The sequence below is a fragment of the Anaerorudis cellulosivorans genome (genome assembly GCF_025943985.1).
Lineage (GTDB): Bacteria > Bacteroidota > Bacteroidia > Bacteroidales > Dysgonomonadaceae > Anaerorudis > Anaerorudis cellulosivorans.
The window spans coordinates 51347-71405 of record NZ_JAPCWE010000004.1 but is presented as its reverse complement, the minus strand read 5'-3'; the positions used below and the strand labels follow the sequence as shown (position 1 = coordinate 71405).

The 20059-nt window shown below is 39.3% G+C and carries 14 protein-coding genes and 2 tRNA genes; 14 read left to right on the top strand and 2 right to left on the bottom strand.

The features are described 5' to 3' along the window. Positions 1-10 precede the first annotated feature (10 nt). Complete coding sequence (gene trxA, locus OLM34_RS03070; protein ID WP_264405154.1) at positions 11-325, top strand: thioredoxin; 315 nt, start codon at positions 11-13, stop codon at positions 323-325. 122 nt (positions 326-447) lie between these two features. Here trxA and OLM34_RS03065 read toward each other — a convergent pair whose 3' ends face one another. After that, complete coding sequence (locus OLM34_RS03065; RefSeq protein ID WP_264405152.1) at positions 448-948, bottom strand: flavodoxin; 501 nt, start codon at positions 946-948, stop codon at positions 448-450. Positions 949-1097: 149 nt separating this feature from the next. Here OLM34_RS03065 and OLM34_RS03060 point away from each other — a divergent pair. The 13 genes from OLM34_RS03060 (at position 1098) to OLM34_RS03000 (ending at position 18533) form a co-directional block, all read left to right on the top strand. Next, positions 1098-1169: transfer RNA gene (locus OLM34_RS03060), tRNA-Arg, on the top strand. Positions 1170-1428: 259 nt separating this feature from the next. Then, positions 1429-3330, top strand: coding sequence for an ATP-dependent zinc metalloprotease FtsH (gene ftsH, locus OLM34_RS03055; RefSeq protein ID WP_264405151.1), 1902 nt, complete (start codon positions 1429-1431; stop codon positions 3328-3330). A 203-nt stretch (positions 3331-3533) separates the two neighbouring features. Next, positions 3534-5258, top strand: a complete 1725-nt coding sequence (recJ, locus tag OLM34_RS03050) for a single-stranded-DNA-specific exonuclease RecJ (RefSeq protein ID WP_264405149.1) — start codon at positions 3534-3536, stop codon at positions 5256-5258. Positions 5259-5269: 11 nt separating this feature from the next. Then, positions 5270-7186, top strand: a complete 1917-nt coding sequence (locus tag OLM34_RS03045; protein ID WP_264405148.1) for a RecQ family ATP-dependent DNA helicase — start codon at positions 5270-5272, stop codon at positions 7184-7186. A 95-nt stretch (positions 7187-7281) separates the two neighbouring features. Next, a tRNA-Arg gene (locus OLM34_RS03040) sits at positions 7282-7355 on the top strand. Between the two features lie 324 nt (positions 7356-7679). Beyond that, positions 7680-8135 (top strand): 50S ribosomal protein L13, encoded by a 456-nt coding sequence (gene rplM, locus OLM34_RS03035; RefSeq protein WP_264405146.1) that lies wholly within the window; start codon positions 7680-7682, stop codon positions 8133-8135. 2 nt (positions 8136-8137) lie between these two features. Next, positions 8138-8524 (top strand): 30S ribosomal protein S9, encoded by a 387-nt coding sequence (gene rpsI, locus OLM34_RS03030; protein ID WP_264405145.1) that lies wholly within the window; start codon positions 8138-8140, stop codon positions 8522-8524. Between the two features lie 201 nt (positions 8525-8725). Then, positions 8726-9577: a 30S ribosomal protein S2 gene (gene rpsB / locus OLM34_RS03025; protein WP_264405143.1), complete on the top strand. Its 852-nt coding sequence runs from the start codon at positions 8726-8728 to the stop codon at positions 9575-9577. A 23-nt stretch (positions 9578-9600) separates the two neighbouring features. Then, positions 9601-10422, top strand: coding sequence for a translation elongation factor Ts (tsf, locus tag OLM34_RS03020; protein ID WP_264405141.1), 822 nt, complete (start codon positions 9601-9603; stop codon positions 10420-10422). A gap of 336 nt (positions 10423-10758) precedes the next feature. Next, on the top strand, positions 10759-13203 hold the full coding sequence (gene thrA, locus OLM34_RS03015; protein ID WP_264405139.1) for a bifunctional aspartate kinase/homoserine dehydrogenase I: 2445 nt from the start codon (positions 10759-10761) through the stop codon (positions 13201-13203). Between the two features lie 13 nt (positions 13204-13216). Further along, positions 13217-14434, top strand: coding sequence for a cofactor-independent phosphoglycerate mutase (locus tag OLM34_RS03010; protein WP_264405137.1), 1218 nt, complete (start codon positions 13217-13219; stop codon positions 14432-14434). Position 14435: 1 nt separating this feature from the next. Beyond that, on the top strand, positions 14436-15740 hold the full coding sequence (gene thrC, locus OLM34_RS03005; RefSeq protein WP_264405135.1) for a threonine synthase: 1305 nt from the start codon (positions 14436-14438) through the stop codon (positions 15738-15740). Between the two features lie 66 nt (positions 15741-15806). Further along, a complete protein-coding gene (locus OLM34_RS03000; RefSeq protein ID WP_264405134.1) occupies positions 15807-18533 on the top strand; it encodes a putative LPS assembly protein LptD in 2727 nt (908 codons plus the stop codon). A gap of 14 nt (positions 18534-18547) precedes the next feature. Here OLM34_RS03000 and OLM34_RS02995 read toward each other — a convergent pair whose 3' ends face one another. Next, positions 18548-19816 (bottom strand): replication-associated recombination protein A, encoded by a 1269-nt coding sequence (locus OLM34_RS02995; protein ID WP_264405132.1) that lies wholly within the window; start codon positions 19814-19816, stop codon positions 18548-18550. Positions 19817-20059 lie beyond the last annotated feature (243 nt).

Below are 20059 nucleotides of genomic sequence, written 5' to 3'. Positions count from 1 at the left end.
GAGAATTATTATGGCTATTCAAATTACAGACGCAACCCTCGACGAGGTATTGAAAACAGATAAACTTGTGGTGATTGACTTTTGGGCAGAATGGTGTGGTCCGTGCAGAATGGTTAGCCCCATTATCGAACAATTGGCAGAAGAGTATAAAGATAAAGTCGTCATCGGGAAAATTGATGTCGATGAAAACAACGAAGCGACGGAAAAATTCGGCATCCGAAACATTCCTACTGTCCTTTTTATTAAAAACGGACAAGTAGTGGATAAAATCATTGGAGCAGCCGACAAACGCTTTTTTGTCGATAAAATCAATGCATTGATTTAATCTATAAAAAATTTCCGACGGAAGTTAATGAAATCTTAACGACCGTCGGAAAATTCGATACCTTTACTATTGCCGGTTTTTTGCAAATCTGTTTACCTATTCGGAGATAACTTCAACGAAATTTACACGAATTCTTTCTTCAGTTCCTCAACCCACTTTGAGAGACGTTCATCCGTCAAATCATATTCATTATCTTCATCCAACGGCAATCCCACCCATTTGCCGTCGATAACGGCATCGGATTCTTCGTAGGTATACCCTTCATCGGGAACCTGACCTACAATTTTTACCTTATCTTTTATTGCGTCATAAATTACACGCATCGATTCGGCAAATGTATTCGAAAACGATACACTGTCTCCTAAAGCAAAAATTGCTACTTTTTTCCCGGAAAAATCGGCTTTCTTAAAAGTAGGAAGAAAACTCTCCCAATCATCTTGCAATTCGCCAACACCTGTTGTTGAAGTACCAAGAATCAGATACGGATAAGGTTTAATCTCTTCGAGCTTAACGCTTTCCACATTATAAAGATCGGCCCTACCGTCAAAAAGTTTTTGAATTTTCTTGGCCACCGATTCGGTATTTCCACCTGAGGAACCATATAATATTGCTATTTTGTTCATTTTACAATTGTTTTTATAGAGTTTCTAGACTATACTATTTATAAACAGTTTAAATAAGAAATTGTTTACAGCCCCTATAGGCCAAAAGCCAAAATGAAGTTGTATCTTTTGAAAATAACCAAAAAAACATTACTTTTGCGTTACATTAAGGCGCGGTAGTTCAATGGATAGAATAGAAGTTTCCTAAACTTTTGATCCGGGTTCGATTCCCGGCCGGGCTACTTAAATAAAACGCAATACATTGCAAAATAATGTATTGCGTTTTTTGTATAAAAAATTTGTACTCCTATCGTTCCCTCATCCTTATCTTTGTTTTATAACCTTGCACAACCTTGTTCAATCGAAAAATATATAAATCCGTATCTTAAGAATTCATCGAAATTTATTGCCAATACTCACGAATTTGATTAATTTTGAAAATTGATCTGTTCGATATTTATTGGATTGAATTTCTTTACTGATTAAAAACATCAAACCAACATGACAAAACGTGAAAAATATTCATGGATCTATTGGCTCTGCGTATTGCTGCTATTTATAGGACTACAATGGATGTTATTCCCCAATACTCAAGGGCCGAAGGAATTGAGCTATAGCGAATTTCTTGATTCTGTTCAGGCAGGTAAAGTTCAAAAAATCGTTTTTTTACCAGATAAAATAATCGGTTTTTTTGATAGTGAAAACACGGTTCCGCAACATATTACCCAAGCTCCTACCGCCCCTTGGAGAATACGCGTCACCAGTGTGGAACAACAAGTTCAAAAACAATTTGTAGTCAACCGCATACCCAATATGAATGAAGAGTACCTTATATCGCAACTTAGGGAAAATAGGGTTGATTTCAAGGGTCACTTTGAAGATAAAACATTAGAAAATTTCTTCTTGAATTGGATTTTGCCTTTCATCTTTCTTTTAGGTGTATGGGGATACATATTCAGGAGAATGGGAACTAAGAATCCGATGTTGGAAATCGGGAAAAATAAAGCCCGCATCATTGCCGAAAAACCCGAAAATCCCATCACTTTTAAAGATGTGGCCGGAATAGATGAAGCAGTAGAAGAAGTGAAAGAACTGGTCGATTTCCTGAAAAATCCGTCAAAATATACCCGATTAGGAGGTAAACTACCCAAAGGGGTCTTACTGGTAGGCCCTCCCGGAACAGGAAAAACATTGCTTGCCAAAGCCGTTGCAGGCGAAGCCGATGTGCCGTTTTTCAGTATAAGCGGATCCGATTTTGTGGAAATGTTTGTGGGTGTTGGGGCTGCAAGGGTACGCGATCTATTCAATGAAGCCAAAGCTCATGCACCTTGCATTATTTTTATCGATGAAATTGACGCCATAGGTAAAAGTCGGGCTGCCGGCGTTTACGGTGGAGGATATGATGAAAGGGAAAATACCCTGAATCAACTTCTCGTTGAAATGGATGGTTTTGATTCGAGTGTGGGTGTAATCATCATGGGAGCAACCAATCGCCCCGATGTCCTCGATCCGGCACTTTTAAGACCGGGTCGCTTTGACCGGCAAATCGTTGTCGATAAGCCCGACATGAAAGGGCGCGAAGATATCTTTAAAGTACACACCAAAAAAATTAAATTGGGGCCTGATGTCGATCTGAAACGATTGGCTGCCCAAACACCGGGATTTGCAGGAGCCGAAATCGCCAACGTGTGCAATGAAGCCGCGATTCTGGCCGTTAGAAAAAATAAGGATGCGGTTACGATGGAAGATTTTGAAGAAGCTATTGAACGGGTAATTGCAGGTCTGGAAAAAAAGAACAAACTGATCAACGAAAAAGAACGCAAAATAGTGGCCTATCATGAAAGTGGGCATGCCATTGTAGGATACTTTACTCCCGGAGCCGAAGAAGTGCAAAAAGTATCCATTGTTCCCCGAGGAATTGGAGCATTAGGATACACGATGCAAATGCCGTTGGAAGATCGTTACCTGATGACCGAAAACGAACTGCGGGGAAAAATTAAAGGCTTGTTGGGAGGCCGTGCAGCAGAGGAAATCGTATTTCAAGAAATATCAACCGGAGCTTCAAACGATTTGGAAAGAGCCGCACAATTGGCTCGAAATATGATTGTGGTTTACGGAATGAGTAAAAAAATTCCCAATATCTCATTGGTTAATAGGTCGGATCCGGGGTTTTTGGGATACTCGCCCGGAATAGAACGACGTTCTGAACATATCGAAAAAATGATCGATGAAGAAATGACCGAAATCATTAATTCGTGTTATGAGGAAGCTAAAGAATTGCTCAACAAGAAAAAAGACCTGTTGGAAAAAATGGCATCTGTTCTTTTGGAAAAAGAAGTAATCAATTATGACGAAATCAAACAATTATTAGGAGATAAAGAAAATAAACAATCCATAAATTGACAACATGTCAAATACCGACTAAAGAAAGAGCGAAAAAAATATCCGTTGTACAGGAAATTATGTTATCTTTACAACATAAAATATAAAAACTTTACTTAAAACAATGTCGTTGTTGTCGATAAACAAGAGCGAGAGTTGTTTTCCCGTCCGAAAATATCATTTTTCGGTTTTCGAAAGAAAGAAAAAACAATATAACAATATAAATGACTTACAAATGGAATTTTTTAACCCTTACACACGACCAAAAAAATAAGAAAAATGAATTAGCACAAGAATTAAACATCGATCCGGTTTTCTCAGAGTTACTTTTACAAAGAGGAATATCAACAAAAGAAGAAGCCTTCGGGTTTCTTTATCCTTCGTTAGCCGATTTACATGATCCATTTTTGTTGCCCGACATGGAAATAGCGGTCAAACGCATTGAAAGAGCCATAGGAAATAAGGAAAGAATTTTGATTTATGGAGATTACGATGTGGATGGTACAACAGCCGTTTCGTTGGTTTACAAGTTCTTGCGCAGAATAACAAATAATATTGATTATTATATTCCGGACAGGTACGATGAAGGGTACGGCATATCGTTTCAAGGAATCGATTATGCTGTTGCCACAGGTGTAAAACTTATTATTTCGCTCGATTGTGGCATCAAATCCATAAAAAAGATTGCCTATGCCAAAGAAAAAGGTATCGATTTCATCATTTGTGATCATCATATGCCCGACGATCAACTTCCCGAGGCAGTAGCGGTTGTCGATGCCAAACGGCACGATTCAATTTATCCTTATAAAGAATTGTCGGGTTGCGGAGTGGGATTTAAGCTTGTTCAGGCTTTTTCGGCCAGAAACGATTTCCCCTTTTCGGAAATTGAATCCCTGCTCGATCTGGTGGCTGTGAGCATAGCCTCCGATATTGTTCCTATAACGGGAGAAAACCGCATATTGATGCATCACGGTCTGAAACAACTTAATTCAAATCCAAGCTTCGGATTAAGAGGCATTATTGAGGTTTGCGGATTAACCCGAAAAACAATCAATGTCAGCGATATTGTTTTTAAAATAGGCCCGCGAATAAATGCATCGGGAAGAATAATGAACGGGAAAGAAGCTGTAGATTTATTATTGGCAACTGATATAACTTCGGCAAGGATTAAAAGCAAAAATATCGACAAATACAACGAAGATCGCCGCGAACTCGATAAAAGAATTACCGATGAGGCAATAGAGTTTATTGACAATAAACTCAATATCAATGCTCAAAAAAGTATCGTTCTTTATAACGAAACATGGCATAAAGGAATTGTGGGAATTGTTGCATCGCGACTTGCAGAACGCTATTTTCGCCCTACCATCGTGCTAACAAAATCGAACAACATGATTTCAGGTTCAGCCCGATCGGTACCGGGTTTCGATGTTTATAAAGCCATCGAATCATGCAAAGATATTTTGGAAAATTTCGGAGGCCACACATACGCCGCCGGATTGACTCTGAGAGAAGAAAATTTAGAAGAATTCAAACGTCGCTTCGGCATTATTTCGTTTGACGAGATTGAAGCACGTATGATGCAGCCTAAAATCAGAATCGCAAGTGAAATTACTTTTGACAAAATCACACCAAAATTTATCAATGATCTGGCACTTTTTCAACCCTTCGGACCCGAAAACGAAAATCCTATTTTTTTGACCCGCAATGTAACTGATGCAGGAGGTAGCAAACTGGTAGGCAGAAACCTCCAACATATAAAAATGGAAATTGTAGATCCAACCATAACGCTGCCTGTACAGGCTATTGCCTTTAGCCAACCTAGTTCGTTCTCGCTATTAAAAGAAAATCAACCGGTCGATATTTGCTACACCATAGAAGAGAACACGCATGGAAATAACACATATACCCAACTAATGGTAAAAAGCATAAGAAAAAGCAATAAATAGTTGTTTCAGTGATGCAACCGAAATTATTTCACGGAATACTTAAAGAATATTGGGGATACGATGCTTTCCGACCATTACAGGAAGAGATCATTCAATCGGTGTGGGAACGAAAAGATACGTTGGGATTGATGCCTACGGGCGGTGGAAAATCGCTCACTTTCCAGGTTCCTGTAATGGCTATGGAAGGGATTTGCCTGGTGATTACTCCGCTTATCGCCCTTATGAAAGACCAGGTTGACCATTTACGCGAACGGGGTATAAAAGCAATAGCCGTGTATTCGGGAATGTCGCGAGAAGAAATCATTACAAATCTTGAAAACTGCATTTTTGGCGATTTTAAATTCCTTTATGTTTCGCCGGAACGACTGTCAACTGATATTTTCAGGGCAAAATTGCAAGCCATGAATGTAAATTTGGTGGTAGTGGACGAGTCGCACTGCATTTCGCAATGGGGCTACGACTTCCGCCCTTCGTATCTCGAAATTGCCAACATTCGCAAACTCCTGCCTGATGTTCCTGTGCTGGCACTTACAGCCACAGCAACCAAAGAAGTCGTTAACGATATTCAGGAAAAGTTGCTTTTCAAAGAAAAAAATGTTTTCCGAAGAAGTTTCGAACGAAAAAATCTCTCCTATGTTGTTCGCAATACCGAAAATAAAATAACCGAACTTATTCACATCCTTCAATCCGTTCCCGGGACTGCAATCGTATATGTCCGCAGCCGAAAGGAAACAAAGCAAATTGCAAAAGCTCTTCAAAAAACCGGCATTTCTGCCGATTATTTTCATGCTGCATTGTCGCAGGAAGAAAAAATATACAAACAGGATGCATGGAAACAAGATCAGTGTAGGGTAATTGTTGCAACGAACGCTTTTGGGATGGGAATCGATAAACCTGATGTGCGTGTTGTTGTGCATTACGATCTTCCAAATTCGCTGGAAGAATATTACCAGGAAGCAGGAAGAGCCGGTCGCGACGGAAAACGTTCTTACGCGGTTGTTTTGTATGAAAAGGCCGACTCCGTAAAATTAAAAAAACGAATTGCCGATACCTTCCCTGCAAGAGATTATATTGTTCGTGTATACGAAGCACTGGGCAACTATTATCAGATAGCTGTCGGATCGGGATATAATAATGTTTATGATTTCGATCTTCACGATTTTTGTGAACGTTTTCATTTTTCCTTTTTACAGACACATCATGCGCTGAAAATTCTGGAACTTGCAGGTTATATCGAGTACACCGAAGAAATCGATTCCCTTTCGCGCTTACAATTTCTGATATCGCGCAACGAATTAAACTCGTTGAATCTCGACGAAGACTATGATGAATTGATTCATATTCTTTTGCGAAATTATACCGGCGTATTTTCAGAAATGACATATATCGATGAATCGCTGCCGGCAACGCGAATGAAAAAATCACGCGAAGAAATCTACCAAATGCTGTTGCAATTGGCTCGGTTACGCTATATACGATATATTCCACAGAAAAAAACACCATTCATCGTATTTACTACCGGACGCGAAGAAAATCAATTCGTAAGCATTCCCAAGTCGGTTTATGAAGATCGGAAGCGACGATTCGAAAATCGCATAAAAGGCATGATTGATTATGTAAAAAACGATCATGTGTGCCGTAGCAGAGTATTGCTTACCTACTTCGATGAAATACATCACAACGATTGTGGCCATTGTGATGTATGTCTGAATAAAAACAAAACGGGTTTATCCAATTTTGAATTCAACCAGATCAAGTCGGTTCTTATACTCGAATTGGCCCAAACGTCTCTCCGTCTGACAGATTTAGTAAATCGAGTTACTTCATTTGAAAACGAAAAAACTATAGCAGTTATCCGTTTTTTGGTCGATGAAGGCATTTTATCATTGAAAGACGATACACTCTCAGTAGTAAATTTTGATAATTAAGTCATTATTTAAATAACCGGTCGATTTTCGTTGAAATTATTTTTTGTAGATATTTTAAAATGTAGTACCTTTGCAATCACAAAAACTAAAGAAAAGGCTCCGTAGCTTAACTGAATAGAGCATCTGACTACGGATCAGAAGGTTACAGGTTTGAATCCTGTCGGAGTCACAAAGAGAAGCGCCAGATGTGCGCTTTTTCTTTTTCACGTATTGCCGGCAAAATTTTCGTTATTCGTCGAGATTTACAAAACCCGATTTTCGCATACACCTGCTGCTGTTGTACACCAAAATAAAAAAATGAATAGACACGCCAATAAATTCACAAAAGATTCTTTGTTAATTCTCTGAAATATTGTAACTTTGCAGTCCGATTATTATAAACAAGTTGCTTAAAGTCTGATTTTGAGCTTTTTGTTTGTCTATCCACCCTTAGCAAGACAAAACGGGAAGCAATACAAATGGGCTTATTTTTAACAAATTAAAAATAAGGAAAGTGGATACATTAAGTTATAAAACCATTTCTGTAAATAAAGAAACAGCTCAAAAAGAATGGGTTGAAATTGATGCAACCGGCCAACATTTGGGACGTTTGTGTTCTAAAGTTGCAAAGTTATTAAGAGGAAAATACAAACCGAGCTATACTCCTCACGTAGATTGCGGCGATAATGTCATTATCGTGAACGCCGATAAAGTTGAATTAACAGGGAATAAATGGACGGATCGCGTATATTATCGTTACTCGGGTTATCCCGGAGGACAAAAAACATCCACTCCTGCAGAGTTGATAAAGAAAAATCCCGATAAACTATTTAGAAAAGTAGTTAAGGGCATGTTGCCGAAAAACAAACTCGCCAGTGCCATCCTTGACAATCTGTACGTATACGCAGGAAGTGAACATCCGCATCAAGCTCAAAAACCAAAAAAAATAGACATTAATACACTCAGATAAAAATGGAAGTAGTAAATGCAATAGGAAGACGTAAAGCCGCAGTAGCCAGAGTATATGTGAGCGAAGGGAACGGAAAAATTATTATCAATAAACGCGAACTCGAGAACTATTTTCCGTCGCCTCTCCTACAATATGTTGTTAAACAACCCCTGAATAAACTCAATGCGGCCGAAAAATACGATATCAAAATCAATCTGAACGGTGGTGGACATAAAGGCCAATCAGAAGCTGCAAGATTAGCCATTGCCCGTGCATTGGTGAAAATTAATCCCGAAGACAAGCCTCTTTTGAAAGCTGAAGGATTCATGACTCGTGATCCCCGAGTTGTTGAACGTAAAAAACCGGGACAACCCAAAGCAAGAAAGAAATTTCAATTTTCAAAACGTTAATCTTTTGGGTAAACGGTTTAAGGAAACGGCAATTGTTCTATTCTTTCCCATGTATATACATGAAGAATTAACAGTAAGCCACGTAAACAAACGTTTAGTATCTAAATCATAAGGACATTATCGGAGAAAATTAAACCCGATAATTTACCTTCTGATTCGATTAAGAAAAAGAATGTAAACGAATAAATAATTAAAACAAACATGGTAAAATTAGAATTTGACCAACTTCTTGAAGCCGGAGCTCACTTCGGACATTTAAAAAGAAAATGGAATCCGGCAATGGCTCCATACATCTTCATGGAACGCAACGGCATTCATATTATAGATCTTCACAAAACAATTGCCAAAACCGAGGAAGCGGCTGCCGCATTGAAACAAATTGCAAAATCGGGTAAAAAAATCCTTTTCGTTGCAACCAAAAAGCAAGCAAAAGACATCGTTTCAGAAAAGGCAAAAAGCATTAACATGCCTTATGTGGTAGAACGTTGGCCTGGAGGTATGCTCACCAATTTCCCTACGATCCGCAAAGCGGTGAAAAAGATGAGCAATATCGACAAAATGATGAAAGACGGAACATTTGACACATTATCGAAACGCGAGAAACTGCAAATTACACGTCAACGCGCAAAACTCGAAAAAATGCTCGGTTCCATTCAAGATCTCACCCGACTTCCGGCAGCACTATTTGTGGTAGACGTAATGAAGGAACACATTGCCGTGAAAGAAGCCAATCGGTTAGGCATACCGGTTTTTGCCATTGTGGATACAAATTCCGATCCAACAAACGTTGATTTCGTGATCCCGGCAAATGATGATTCGGCAAAAGCCATCGAACTGATTGTTGGATATATCTGTGAAGCTATAAAAGAAGGTTTGGAAGAACGAAAAGCCGAAAAAGCCGATGCTGCTGCAGCAGAAGAACAGGAAGAGGAAAACGCACCACGCAGAGAAAGAAAAGCAAAAGCTGCAAAGAAAGAACGAGTAAAGAAAGAAGACAAAGAAGCCATGAATGCAGCTATGGTTAGCAAATACGCAAAAGACGAAGAAGAATAAATAATAAAAAAGGATAATATATTATGGCAGTTACAATGGCAGAAATCCAGCATCTTCGTAAAATGACAGGAGCGGGGATGATGGATTGCAAAAATGCATTGACCGAAGCAAACGGAGATTTTGATAAAGCGATGGAAATCATCCGAAAAAAAGGACAGGCAGTCGCTGCAAAACGCGAAGATCGCGAAGCATCCGAAGGATGCGTTCTTGCCAAAGCTGAAAACAATTTTGCTGCAATCGTAGCATTACAGTGCGAAACCGATTTTGTAGCAAAGAATGCCGAATTTGTTGCCCTTACGCAACAAATACTGGATGCAGCGATGGAGCACAAGCCCGAAACGTTGGATGAATTGCTTGCAATTCAGCTCCCTAAAGGAACAATTGCAGATCTCATAACCGATAAAATTGGAGCAACAGGCGAAAAAATGGAGCTGGGATACTACGAACATATTTCTGCACCTTATGTTACAGCATATGTGCATATGGGAAATAAGTTAGCTACTATAGTGGGTTTCAACAAACCTAATGTGGATGAGCAAGTAGCAAAAGATATAGCCATGCAAATTGCAGCTATGAATCCCATATCCATAACTCCCGAAGGTATACCGGCCGAAGTTAAGGAAAAAGAATTGGAGATTGCACGCGAAAAAGCCCGGGAAGCAGGTAAACCCGATAATTTGTTGGACAGAATTGCCGAAGGTGCTCTGCAGAAATTCTACAAAGAAGTTACTTTGTTGCAACAGGAATACATAAAGGACAACAAATTAACTGTTGGTGAATTTCTAAAACAACACGATAAAGATTTGGAGGTTGTTGATTTTAAACGTGTTTCGTTAAATGCATAATTCATTTTCGATTCTAAAAACAAAAAACCGTCTCAGTTAAGAGACGGTTTTTTGTTTTTAGACCTGCTCCTATTTTTTTTCCATTTTTTATTTCATTTTATCCGATAAAAACCTATCTTTGCAACAAATTAAACGTCAACGATGAATAATTTTTATTCAACATACGTTCAAACCCTTTCCTCAATGACAATGACCCCTTGGGGGGTTATCTGATTTTTTTTCCGCAAACAATTTCTTGTTTTTCACGAACCGTTCGGTTCTCGTTTCCAAAAATATTCCTTTATTCTTTAGTATTCAATTGCCGTTAAAAAAACGGGTTAATCATTCATAATCAACATGAAAGTTATGAAATTTGGTGGGACTTCCGTAGGAACTCCCGAAGGTCTACAGATAGTAAAAAAAATTATCGAATCAGAAATAGAACCGGTAATTGTTGTTGTTTCGGCGTTAGGCGGTGTTACCGACAGACTTTTACTTGCGGCCGATTTTGCAGTTAAGTCGAATGCCGGATACAAAACCATTCTGGAAGAAGTCATTCTTATGCACGAAGAAATGATAGAAAAAATGATAATCTCAAGCCAAGAAAAAGAAGAAATAAAACAAAAAATACAGATCTTGTATGATGATTTACGAAACATTTTACGTGGCGTATTCCTCATCGGCGATTTGTCGCAAAAAACATCCGATAAAATTGTGAGTTACGGCGAACGATTATCTTCACTTATTATCAGTAAAGTGATTGACGGGGCAAAGCTTTACGATCCAACGCAGTTCATTAAAACTTCAATCCAGTTCAACAGCCATATTCCCAATATCCCCCTTTGTTACGAACTCATTAGGAAAACATTTTCAGAATCTCCTCTTCCAAAGGTAATGTTGGTGCCCGGATTTATTTCATCGAGTAGCGAAGAAAACGACATTACCAATCTTGGTCGTGGCGGATCGGATTATACCGCAGCACTTATAGCTGCAGCAATGGATGCTTCAGCCCTTGAAATATGGACTGATGTTGATGGTTTTATGACTGCCGATCCCAAAATCATCAATTCGGCATATGTGATCGATGAACTTTCGTTTATCGAGGCAATCGAATTATCAAATTTTGGAGCAAAAGTGATTTATCCTCCCACAATTTTCCCCGTTTATCACAAAAATATCCCCATCCGCATAAAAAATACATTTAATCCTCAATCGGGAGGAACACTTATTCGCAATATAGAGCCTAAACGCAATGGGAAAATTATCAAAGGCATTTCGTCTATTAAAGATACAGCGCTGATTACTATACAAGGATTAGGTATGGTAGGTGTGATTGGAGTAAATAAACGCATTTTTACAGCATTGGCAAACAACGGAATAAGTGTTTTTCTTGTTTCACAGGCATCATCGGAAAGCAGTACCTCAATCGGCGTCAGAACGCAAGATGCCGCACTTGCTCAAAAAGTACTAAACAAAGAATTTGCCCAAGAAATCGCAATGGGAAGTATCAATGAAATTACGGTTGAATACGATCTTTCTACTATAGCTATAGTAGGACAAAACATGAAACATGTTCCGGGAATTGCAGGAAAATTTTTCGGCACATTAGGCCGAAGCGGTATCAGTGTGGTAGCATTGGCACAAGGAGCATCGGAAACCAATATTTCATGCGTGATTTCAAAGAATGACCTAAGAAAAGCATTGAACGTGATACACGACTCGTTCTTTCTCTCCCCCTATCAGGAACTGAATCTGTTTGTCGTCGGAACCGGTACGGTAGGAAATAAACTACTCTCCCAAATACGCCAACAAAAGCATACCCTTGAAGAGCAAAACAAATTACGAATCAATATTGTGGGTATAGCTAACAGTCGTAAAGCCTTGTTTAACCGGGGAGGCATATCTCTCGACGATTACCAAAAAGAACTGGCAACAAGCGGCATAAAAAGTTCGCCTGCTATTATTCGGGACGAAATACTAAATATGAACATCTTTAATGCCGTTTTTGTGGACTGTACCGCAAGCAAAGAAATTGCTGATCTGTACGAAGAACTAATGTCGAAAAATATATCTGTAGTCACAGCAAACAAAATTGCCACTTCATCTTCCTACGAAACATATCGCCGTTTGAAAGAAACTGCCCGAAAGTCGGGTGTTAAATTTCTTTTCGAAACAAATGTCGGAGCCGGACTCCCCATAATTAATACAATGAATTCACTCATTAATTCGGGTGATAAAATCATAAAACTTGAAGCTGTGCTTTCGGGTACATTGAATTTTATCTTCAACACACTAAGCAAAGATATTCCTTTTAGTAAAGCCGTCCGTATGGCTGTTGATGCCCATTATGCCGAACCCGATCCACGGATTGATTTGAGTGGACTCGATGTAATTCGCAAATTGGTAATCCTCTCTCGCGAAGCAGGAGCCAAAGTGGAACAAAGTGATGTGAAAAAGAAATTATTTATCCCTGAAAAATATTTTGAAGGGACCTTGGATGAATTTTGGGAAACAATACCCGAAATAGACGAAGCATTTGAAATTCGGCGAAAAAAGCTCGAAGAGGAAGGGAAAAAACTTCGTTTCGTAGCTATTTACGAGAATGGACAATGTGAAGTTGGGTTACACGAAGTTGGACAAGGACATCCTTTTTACGACTTGGAAGGGAGCAATAATATCATCATGATCACAACAGAACGTTACAACGAATACCCAATGGTGATAAAAGGATACGGCGCCGGTGCCAACGTTACGGCAGCAGGCGTTTTTTCGGATATCATTTCCATTGCAAACATCCGATAATTATTTTTTGGTTATGAAATATATCATTATACTTGGCGATGGCATGGCTGATGAGCCCATTGAACAATTGGGAAATAAAACGCCATTACAAGTTGCGCACACCCCTTATATGGATTTATTGGCTGCCAAAGGCCGAAACGGATTACTTGATACGGTTCCCGATGGTTTCCCCCCAGGAAGCGAGATCGCAAATTTATCGGTACTAGGATATGATATCCCTCATGTCTACGAGGGACGTGGCGTTTTGGAAGCGGCCAGCATGGGTGTCGATATTCTGCCGGGAGAAATGGCTATGCGCTGTAATCTGGTATGTATAGAAGGAGAACTTTTAAAAAACCATTCCGCCGGACACATTTCAACCGCTGAAGCAAAGGAACTCATCGCTTTCCTTAACGAGAAACTGGGAGACGAAACCATCAGTTTTTATCCCGGAGTATCTTATCGACATTTATTAAAGATGAAAGGAGGCAACAAAAACATCCTATGTACACCTCCACACGACATTCCTGAAAAGCCGTTCCGACCTTCGTTAATAAAACCGATAGACGAACCTTCAAAAGCAACCGCTGATCGACTTAACGATCTCATTTTTGCTTCTCAGCGTTTTTTGGCAGACCATCCCATTAACCATAAACGCAAAGCTGAAGGGAAAGATCCTGCCAATAGTATCTGGCTATGGTCTCCCGGATACAGACCCGCCATGAAAGCTTTGAAAGATATGTTCCCGATAAAAAACGGAGCAGTTATCTCAGCAGTAGATTTGATTCGCGGAATCGGCGTTTATGCCGGATTGGAAGTGATAATGGTGGAAGGTGCCACAGGATTATATGATACGAATTATGAAGGGAAGGCTCAAGCTGCAATAAAAGCACTAAAAGAAAAAGATTTCGTTTATCTTCATATTGAAGCCAGTGATGAAGCCGGGCACGAAGGTAACGTGCCGCTGAAAATAAAAACCATCGAAAACCTTGATTCACGAATCGTAAAACCCATTTATGAAGAGATCGAGAAAATGAACGAGCCGGTTACCATTGCCGTTTTGCCTGATCACCCAACTCCTTGTGCTATCCGCACTCACACTCGAGGAGCTGTTCCCTTTGTAATCTATCACCGATATATAAAGCCGGATGATGTGATGACATATGACGAATTTGCAGCCCGAAAGGGAAGCTACGGACTTTTGCATGGCAACGAATTTATAAAAACATTATTTTCAGAACAACCAGAATAAAATGAAATACTACAGTACAAGACATATTGCCCCAATTGCTTCTTTGCAAGAAGCCGTAATAAAAGGACTTGCACCTGATAAAGGATTATATATGCCTGAAAAAATAAACCGGTTGCCTGCCGATTTTTTCAATAAAATCGGGAATCTCAGCTTAACAGATATTGCAAAAATAGTTGCCGAAAAATTCTTCGGAGAAGATATTGATAAAGAAAAATTGAATGCTATCGTAATCGAATCACTCAATTTCGACATCCCGCTCAAAAAAGTGGAAGAAGGTATATATGTACTGGAACTCTTTCACGGACCGACATTTGCTTTTAAAGACGTTGGAGCGCGTTTCATGTCTCGCATGTTATCCTATTTTGTAAAAGAACAACATCACGAAAACCTGAAAGTATTGGTTGCAACATCAGGAGACACAGGAAGTGCGGTTGCTAACGGTTTTTTAGGCGTAGAAGGCATTCAAGTGTTTATTTTGTATCCATCAGGTAAAGTAAGCGAGATTCAAGAAGCGCAATTCACAACCCTTGGACAAAATATTGTTGCATTGGAAATCAATGGCACATTCGACGATTGTCAGGCATTGGTAAAATCGGCTTTCGTGGACGAAGAACTCAACAAAAAAATGTACCTCACCTCAGCCAATTCTATTAATATTGCCCGCTTTCTGCCTCAATCCATTTACTATTTTTATGCCTATTCCCAATTAGCAAAACAACAGCTCGAAGATAATGCAGTTGTCGCTGTACCGAGTGGCAATTTGGGGAATCTGGCTGCCGGTTTATTTGCAAAAAGAATGGGATTGCCCATCAAACGGTTTATTGCTGCCAACAATCGGAACGATGTTTTTTATCAATACCTCAATAGTGGTAATTACAACCCAAGGGCTTCAATTCAAACCATTGCTAACGCAATGGATGTGGGTAATCCCAGCAATTTTGAGCGTATTCTCGATCTTTACAATCATTCACACAAAGCTATACAAAACGATATTTCGGCAAGTACATACACCGATGAAGAAATCAAAAATACTATCCGAATCGTTTACGAGAAAACCGGTTATCTGCTGGATCCTCACGGAGCATGTGCATATCAGGCCTTGAAAGATGGGAAAAAAACCGACGAAACCGGTGTTTTCCTTGCTACTGCACATCCGGCAAAATTTAAAGAAACCGTAGAAAAATGCATAGGTCAAGATGTCGAGGTTCCCGATAGATTATCCGCTTTTATGCAACGCAAAAAACAAGCTTTCCAACTTTCGAATGATTATAATGCATTTAAAAAAACCTTATTCAATCTCACTTAAATTTTATTTTTATACTTTTGTTCCATATTAAATGATCAATTATTCATGCTGTCGGGCTATTTTTGAATGAAACATCTCGAAATAAGCATATTTTTTTTCTTAGTATTCACTTTTTTTTCTCAATCTCCTTTTGCTCAAATAAAAGAGGAGAGTAATAATTTGTTATCCCAAAACGACTCCATCTCAGCAACCCCTGCCGATACTACAAAAACAGACTCCCTAAAAGCAAAAAAAGAAACACTTGAAGCGCCGGTTGATTATTCCGCTGCAGATTCCCTTGTTTTTACAAAAGATAATATCGTCCATTTATATGGCGATGCCAATGTAAAATATGGCAATATCAGCATCAAAGGCGAATATATTACGTTGGACCTGGATAGCAGTATTATTTCTGCCACTTTTGGTATTGATTCTGTCGGTAAAGAATTTGGATATCCTGTTTTTGAAGAAAATGGCACTCAGTACGAAATGAAAAAAGTAAGTTATAACTTTAAAACCGGGAAAGCTTTCATTAATCATGTGGTAACCCAACAAGGGGAAGGATATATAGTAGCCAATGAAGCGAAAAAAAATCCCGATAATTCGTTTTATATGCTAAACGCAAAATATACAACCTGCGATAATCATGAACACCCCCATTTCTACCTGAATTTATCGAAAGCAAAAGTTCGTCCCGAAAAAGATGTAGTAACGGGACCGGCATGGCTGGTTGTGGCAGATGTCCCCCTGTTTCCGATCGTCTTGCCTTTCGCTTTTTTCCCTTTCACCAAAACCTATTCTTCCGGTATAATCATGCCCTCCTACGGAGATGAAATGGAACGGGGTTTTTATCTTCACAACGGCGGATATTATTTTGCTATAAACGATTATGTCGATTTGGCTGTCACGGGAGAAATATATACCAAAGGAACTTGGGGAATCGGCGCACAATCGAATTACCGAAAACGGTACAAATTCTCCGGAAATTTCAATGCCTACTATCTTAATACTGTTCTTGGTGATAAAGGGTTACCTGATTATTCGGTATCCAAAGACTTCCGTATCAGCTGGACACATTCGCAAGATCCAAAAGCAAACATGTATCGCACGTTGTCGGCAAGTGTGAATTTTTCTACCAGTAAATACGAGAAAAACGATATGACCCAATTGTATTCACGGGAATCGACAAACAATACCAAAAGTTCAAGTGTAAATCTCACCCAACGCTTCCCTAATTCGCCTTGGAGCTTGTCTGCTTCAATGAATATCAATCAAATATCGCGAGATTCCACGGTTTCGGTAACCTTACCTAACTTTTCGGTAAACATGAGTCGTATCTTCCCGCTTAAACGCAAAAAGGCTGTAGGAGCCGAACGTTGGTACGAAAAAATATCGATGAGCTACTCGGGAGAATTCAGGAATTCTATCACGACCAAAGAAAATAAATTTCTCCAATCAAATATTATCAAAGATTGGACAAACGGCATGCGTCACAGTATTCCCGTTAGTGCCACATTTACAGCCTTCGATTACATTCAGATATCCCCTTCAATTAATTATAACGAAAGATGGTACACTTCACGCTTCGTAGAAGCATGGGATTCCATTCAAAAAAAGAATGTGAGAGTCGATACGGTTTACGGATTCAATCGCGTATACGACTATAGCACTTCCCTTAGTTTTAACACCAAACTTTACGGAATGTATACACCATGGAAAATATTCGGAAATAAAATACAAGCCATACGCCATGTTTTTACTCCATCCATCAGTTTAAGCTATTCTCCCGATTTCAGCTCATCCCGTTATAATTTTTACGAAAAATATACCTACAAAAATGAATATGGTGAAGATATAGAATACACTTATTCGCCCTATTCCGGCATGATGTTCGGAACAGCTCCAATGGGAGAGAACGGAAGCATCGGATTTAGTTTTAAAAATAACCTCGAGATGAAAATTCGCGACGAAAACGACTCCACAGGTTACCGGAAAATCAGTCTTATTGATGACTTGGATATTGGATTTAGTTACAACATGATGGCCGATTCCATGAAATGGAGTAATATCAACACCGCTTTACGTCTCAAACTAAGTAAATCGTATACACTTAGCTTAAGTGCTACTTGGGATCCTTATTTATATGAACTGGATTCGAACGGAAGGCCGGTGCATGTTGACAAACTTCGTGCATTCAACGGGAAAGGAATCGGAAAACTCATGAGTACAGGCACCTCTTTTTCTTACTCTCTCAATCAGGACACTTTCAAAAAATGGTTTGGGAAAAAGGATGAACAAGAAAATGAGAAGGAAAGAGAAAACCAATCCGCTGATAATCTTACCGATGATAGAACGTTGAGCGAAAACCCCACTGAAGAAACCCCTCCAAAAAGCTTGTTCGATGAATCCAATCAAGATACCGGAGAATATGATGCTGACGGTTACCTGAAAAATGGAATAAATTGGAATCTTTCTTTTAATTATTCCCTGCGTTATGGATATGGAGAATTTGATAAAAACAAGATGGATTATAAAGGAAAATTGACACACAGTTTTGGATTAAGCGGTTCGCTTCAACCTACGAAAAACTGGAATTTCACTTTCAATACCGACTATAATTTCGAAACTAAACGTTTTTCTTACGTGAACTGTACCTTAACACGCAACTTGCACTGCTGGAGCATGTCGGCTAGTTTTATTCCTGTAGGCCCCTATAGATCATATAATTTCATTATCCGTGCCAATTCCTCTTTATTACAAGACCTGAAATATCAGCAACATAGTTCACCATACGATTCATTGAAGTGGTATTAAAAGATCAGAACTGTTTATTTTTTGTTTCCCCATAATTTTTTCATCCATTCGCTTAATTTTGCTTCAGAAGAATTGTTCTGTGGTTCCCAAAAACGATAATTTTTAATTTCAGGAGGCAAATAATCCTGTTCCACAAAATGATTTTCAAAATCGTGCGCATATTTGTAATCTTTGCCATAATCAAGTTCTTTCATCAACGCTGTTGGTGCATTGCGCAAATGAAGAGGAACAGGGAGATCGCCACTTTGCCCGACTTCGCCCAGCGCTTTATCTATAGCAAGGTAAGCCGAATTGCTCTTGGGTGAGGCGGCTAAATAAATCGTTGTTTCGGCCAACACAATACGCCCTTCGGGCCAGCCGATTTTCTGTAAAGTATCAAAACAGGCATTCGCCAATAACAAGGCATTGGGATTAGCTAATCCAATGTCTTCGGCTGCCAAAATAACCAACCGACGTGCAATAAAAGCAGGGTCCTCACCCCCCGCAACCATTCGTGCCAGCCAATAAATCGCTGCATCAGGATCGCTCCCACGGATAGATTTAATAAATGCTGAAATAATATCATAGTGCATTTCTCCACCTTTATCATAGGCTGCCGGATTTTCTTGCAATCGTTCGGTAACACTTTTATCGGTAATCACGATTTTATCGCTATTTTCAGCCGTAACAACCAGCTCTATAATATTCAACAGCTTACGTGCATCACCACCTGCGAAACGAAATAAAGCATTCGTTTCTTTAACTTCTATCTGTTTATCCTTCAAAAAAACATCTTGCGCCAAAGTGCGATGAAGCAAAATTTCGAGATCCTTTTTTTCAAGCGGCTTCAACACATAGACTTGACAGCGAGACAATAAGGGACGAATTACCTCGAATGAAGGATTCTCGGTTGTTGCGCCAATGAGCGTGATTGCTCCTGTTTCAACCGCATTCAACAGCGAATCTTGCTGCGATTTACTAAATCGATGAATCTCATCGATAAATAAAATAGGGCTTATCGTGTCAAAAAAACGTTCGCTTTTCGCTTTTTCAATTACATCACGCACATCTTTTACTCCTGAATTAATTGCACTCAACTTATAAAAGGGAGCATGAAGGGTATTTGCAATAATATTTGCTAGCGTGGTTTTCCCCACCCCCGGAGGTCCCCAAAAAATAAGCGAAGGCACTCTTCCCGAATCGATCATTTTTCGCAAAACAGCCCCTTTACCGACCAAATGCCTTTGCCCGATAAAATCGTCCAGATTTTGAGGACGCATCCGTTCTGCCAACGGTGGATTCATATAACTATCTCCAATTGTTATTTACAAATGTACGGGTTAATTTTTAATTTACACACACAGATAAAAAATCATCCTCCTGAATTTTCTATTCTCACGATGATTCAAATAATTCACATTATTCCTCCCGATTTCTACTCGCAGACTACTAAAAAGAGACCACCTTGCTCAAGATGGTCTCTTTTGTCACGGTTTATATGGACTAGTAATTAAGGTAAAAAGATTGTTTTAGGTTATCGGTTACAA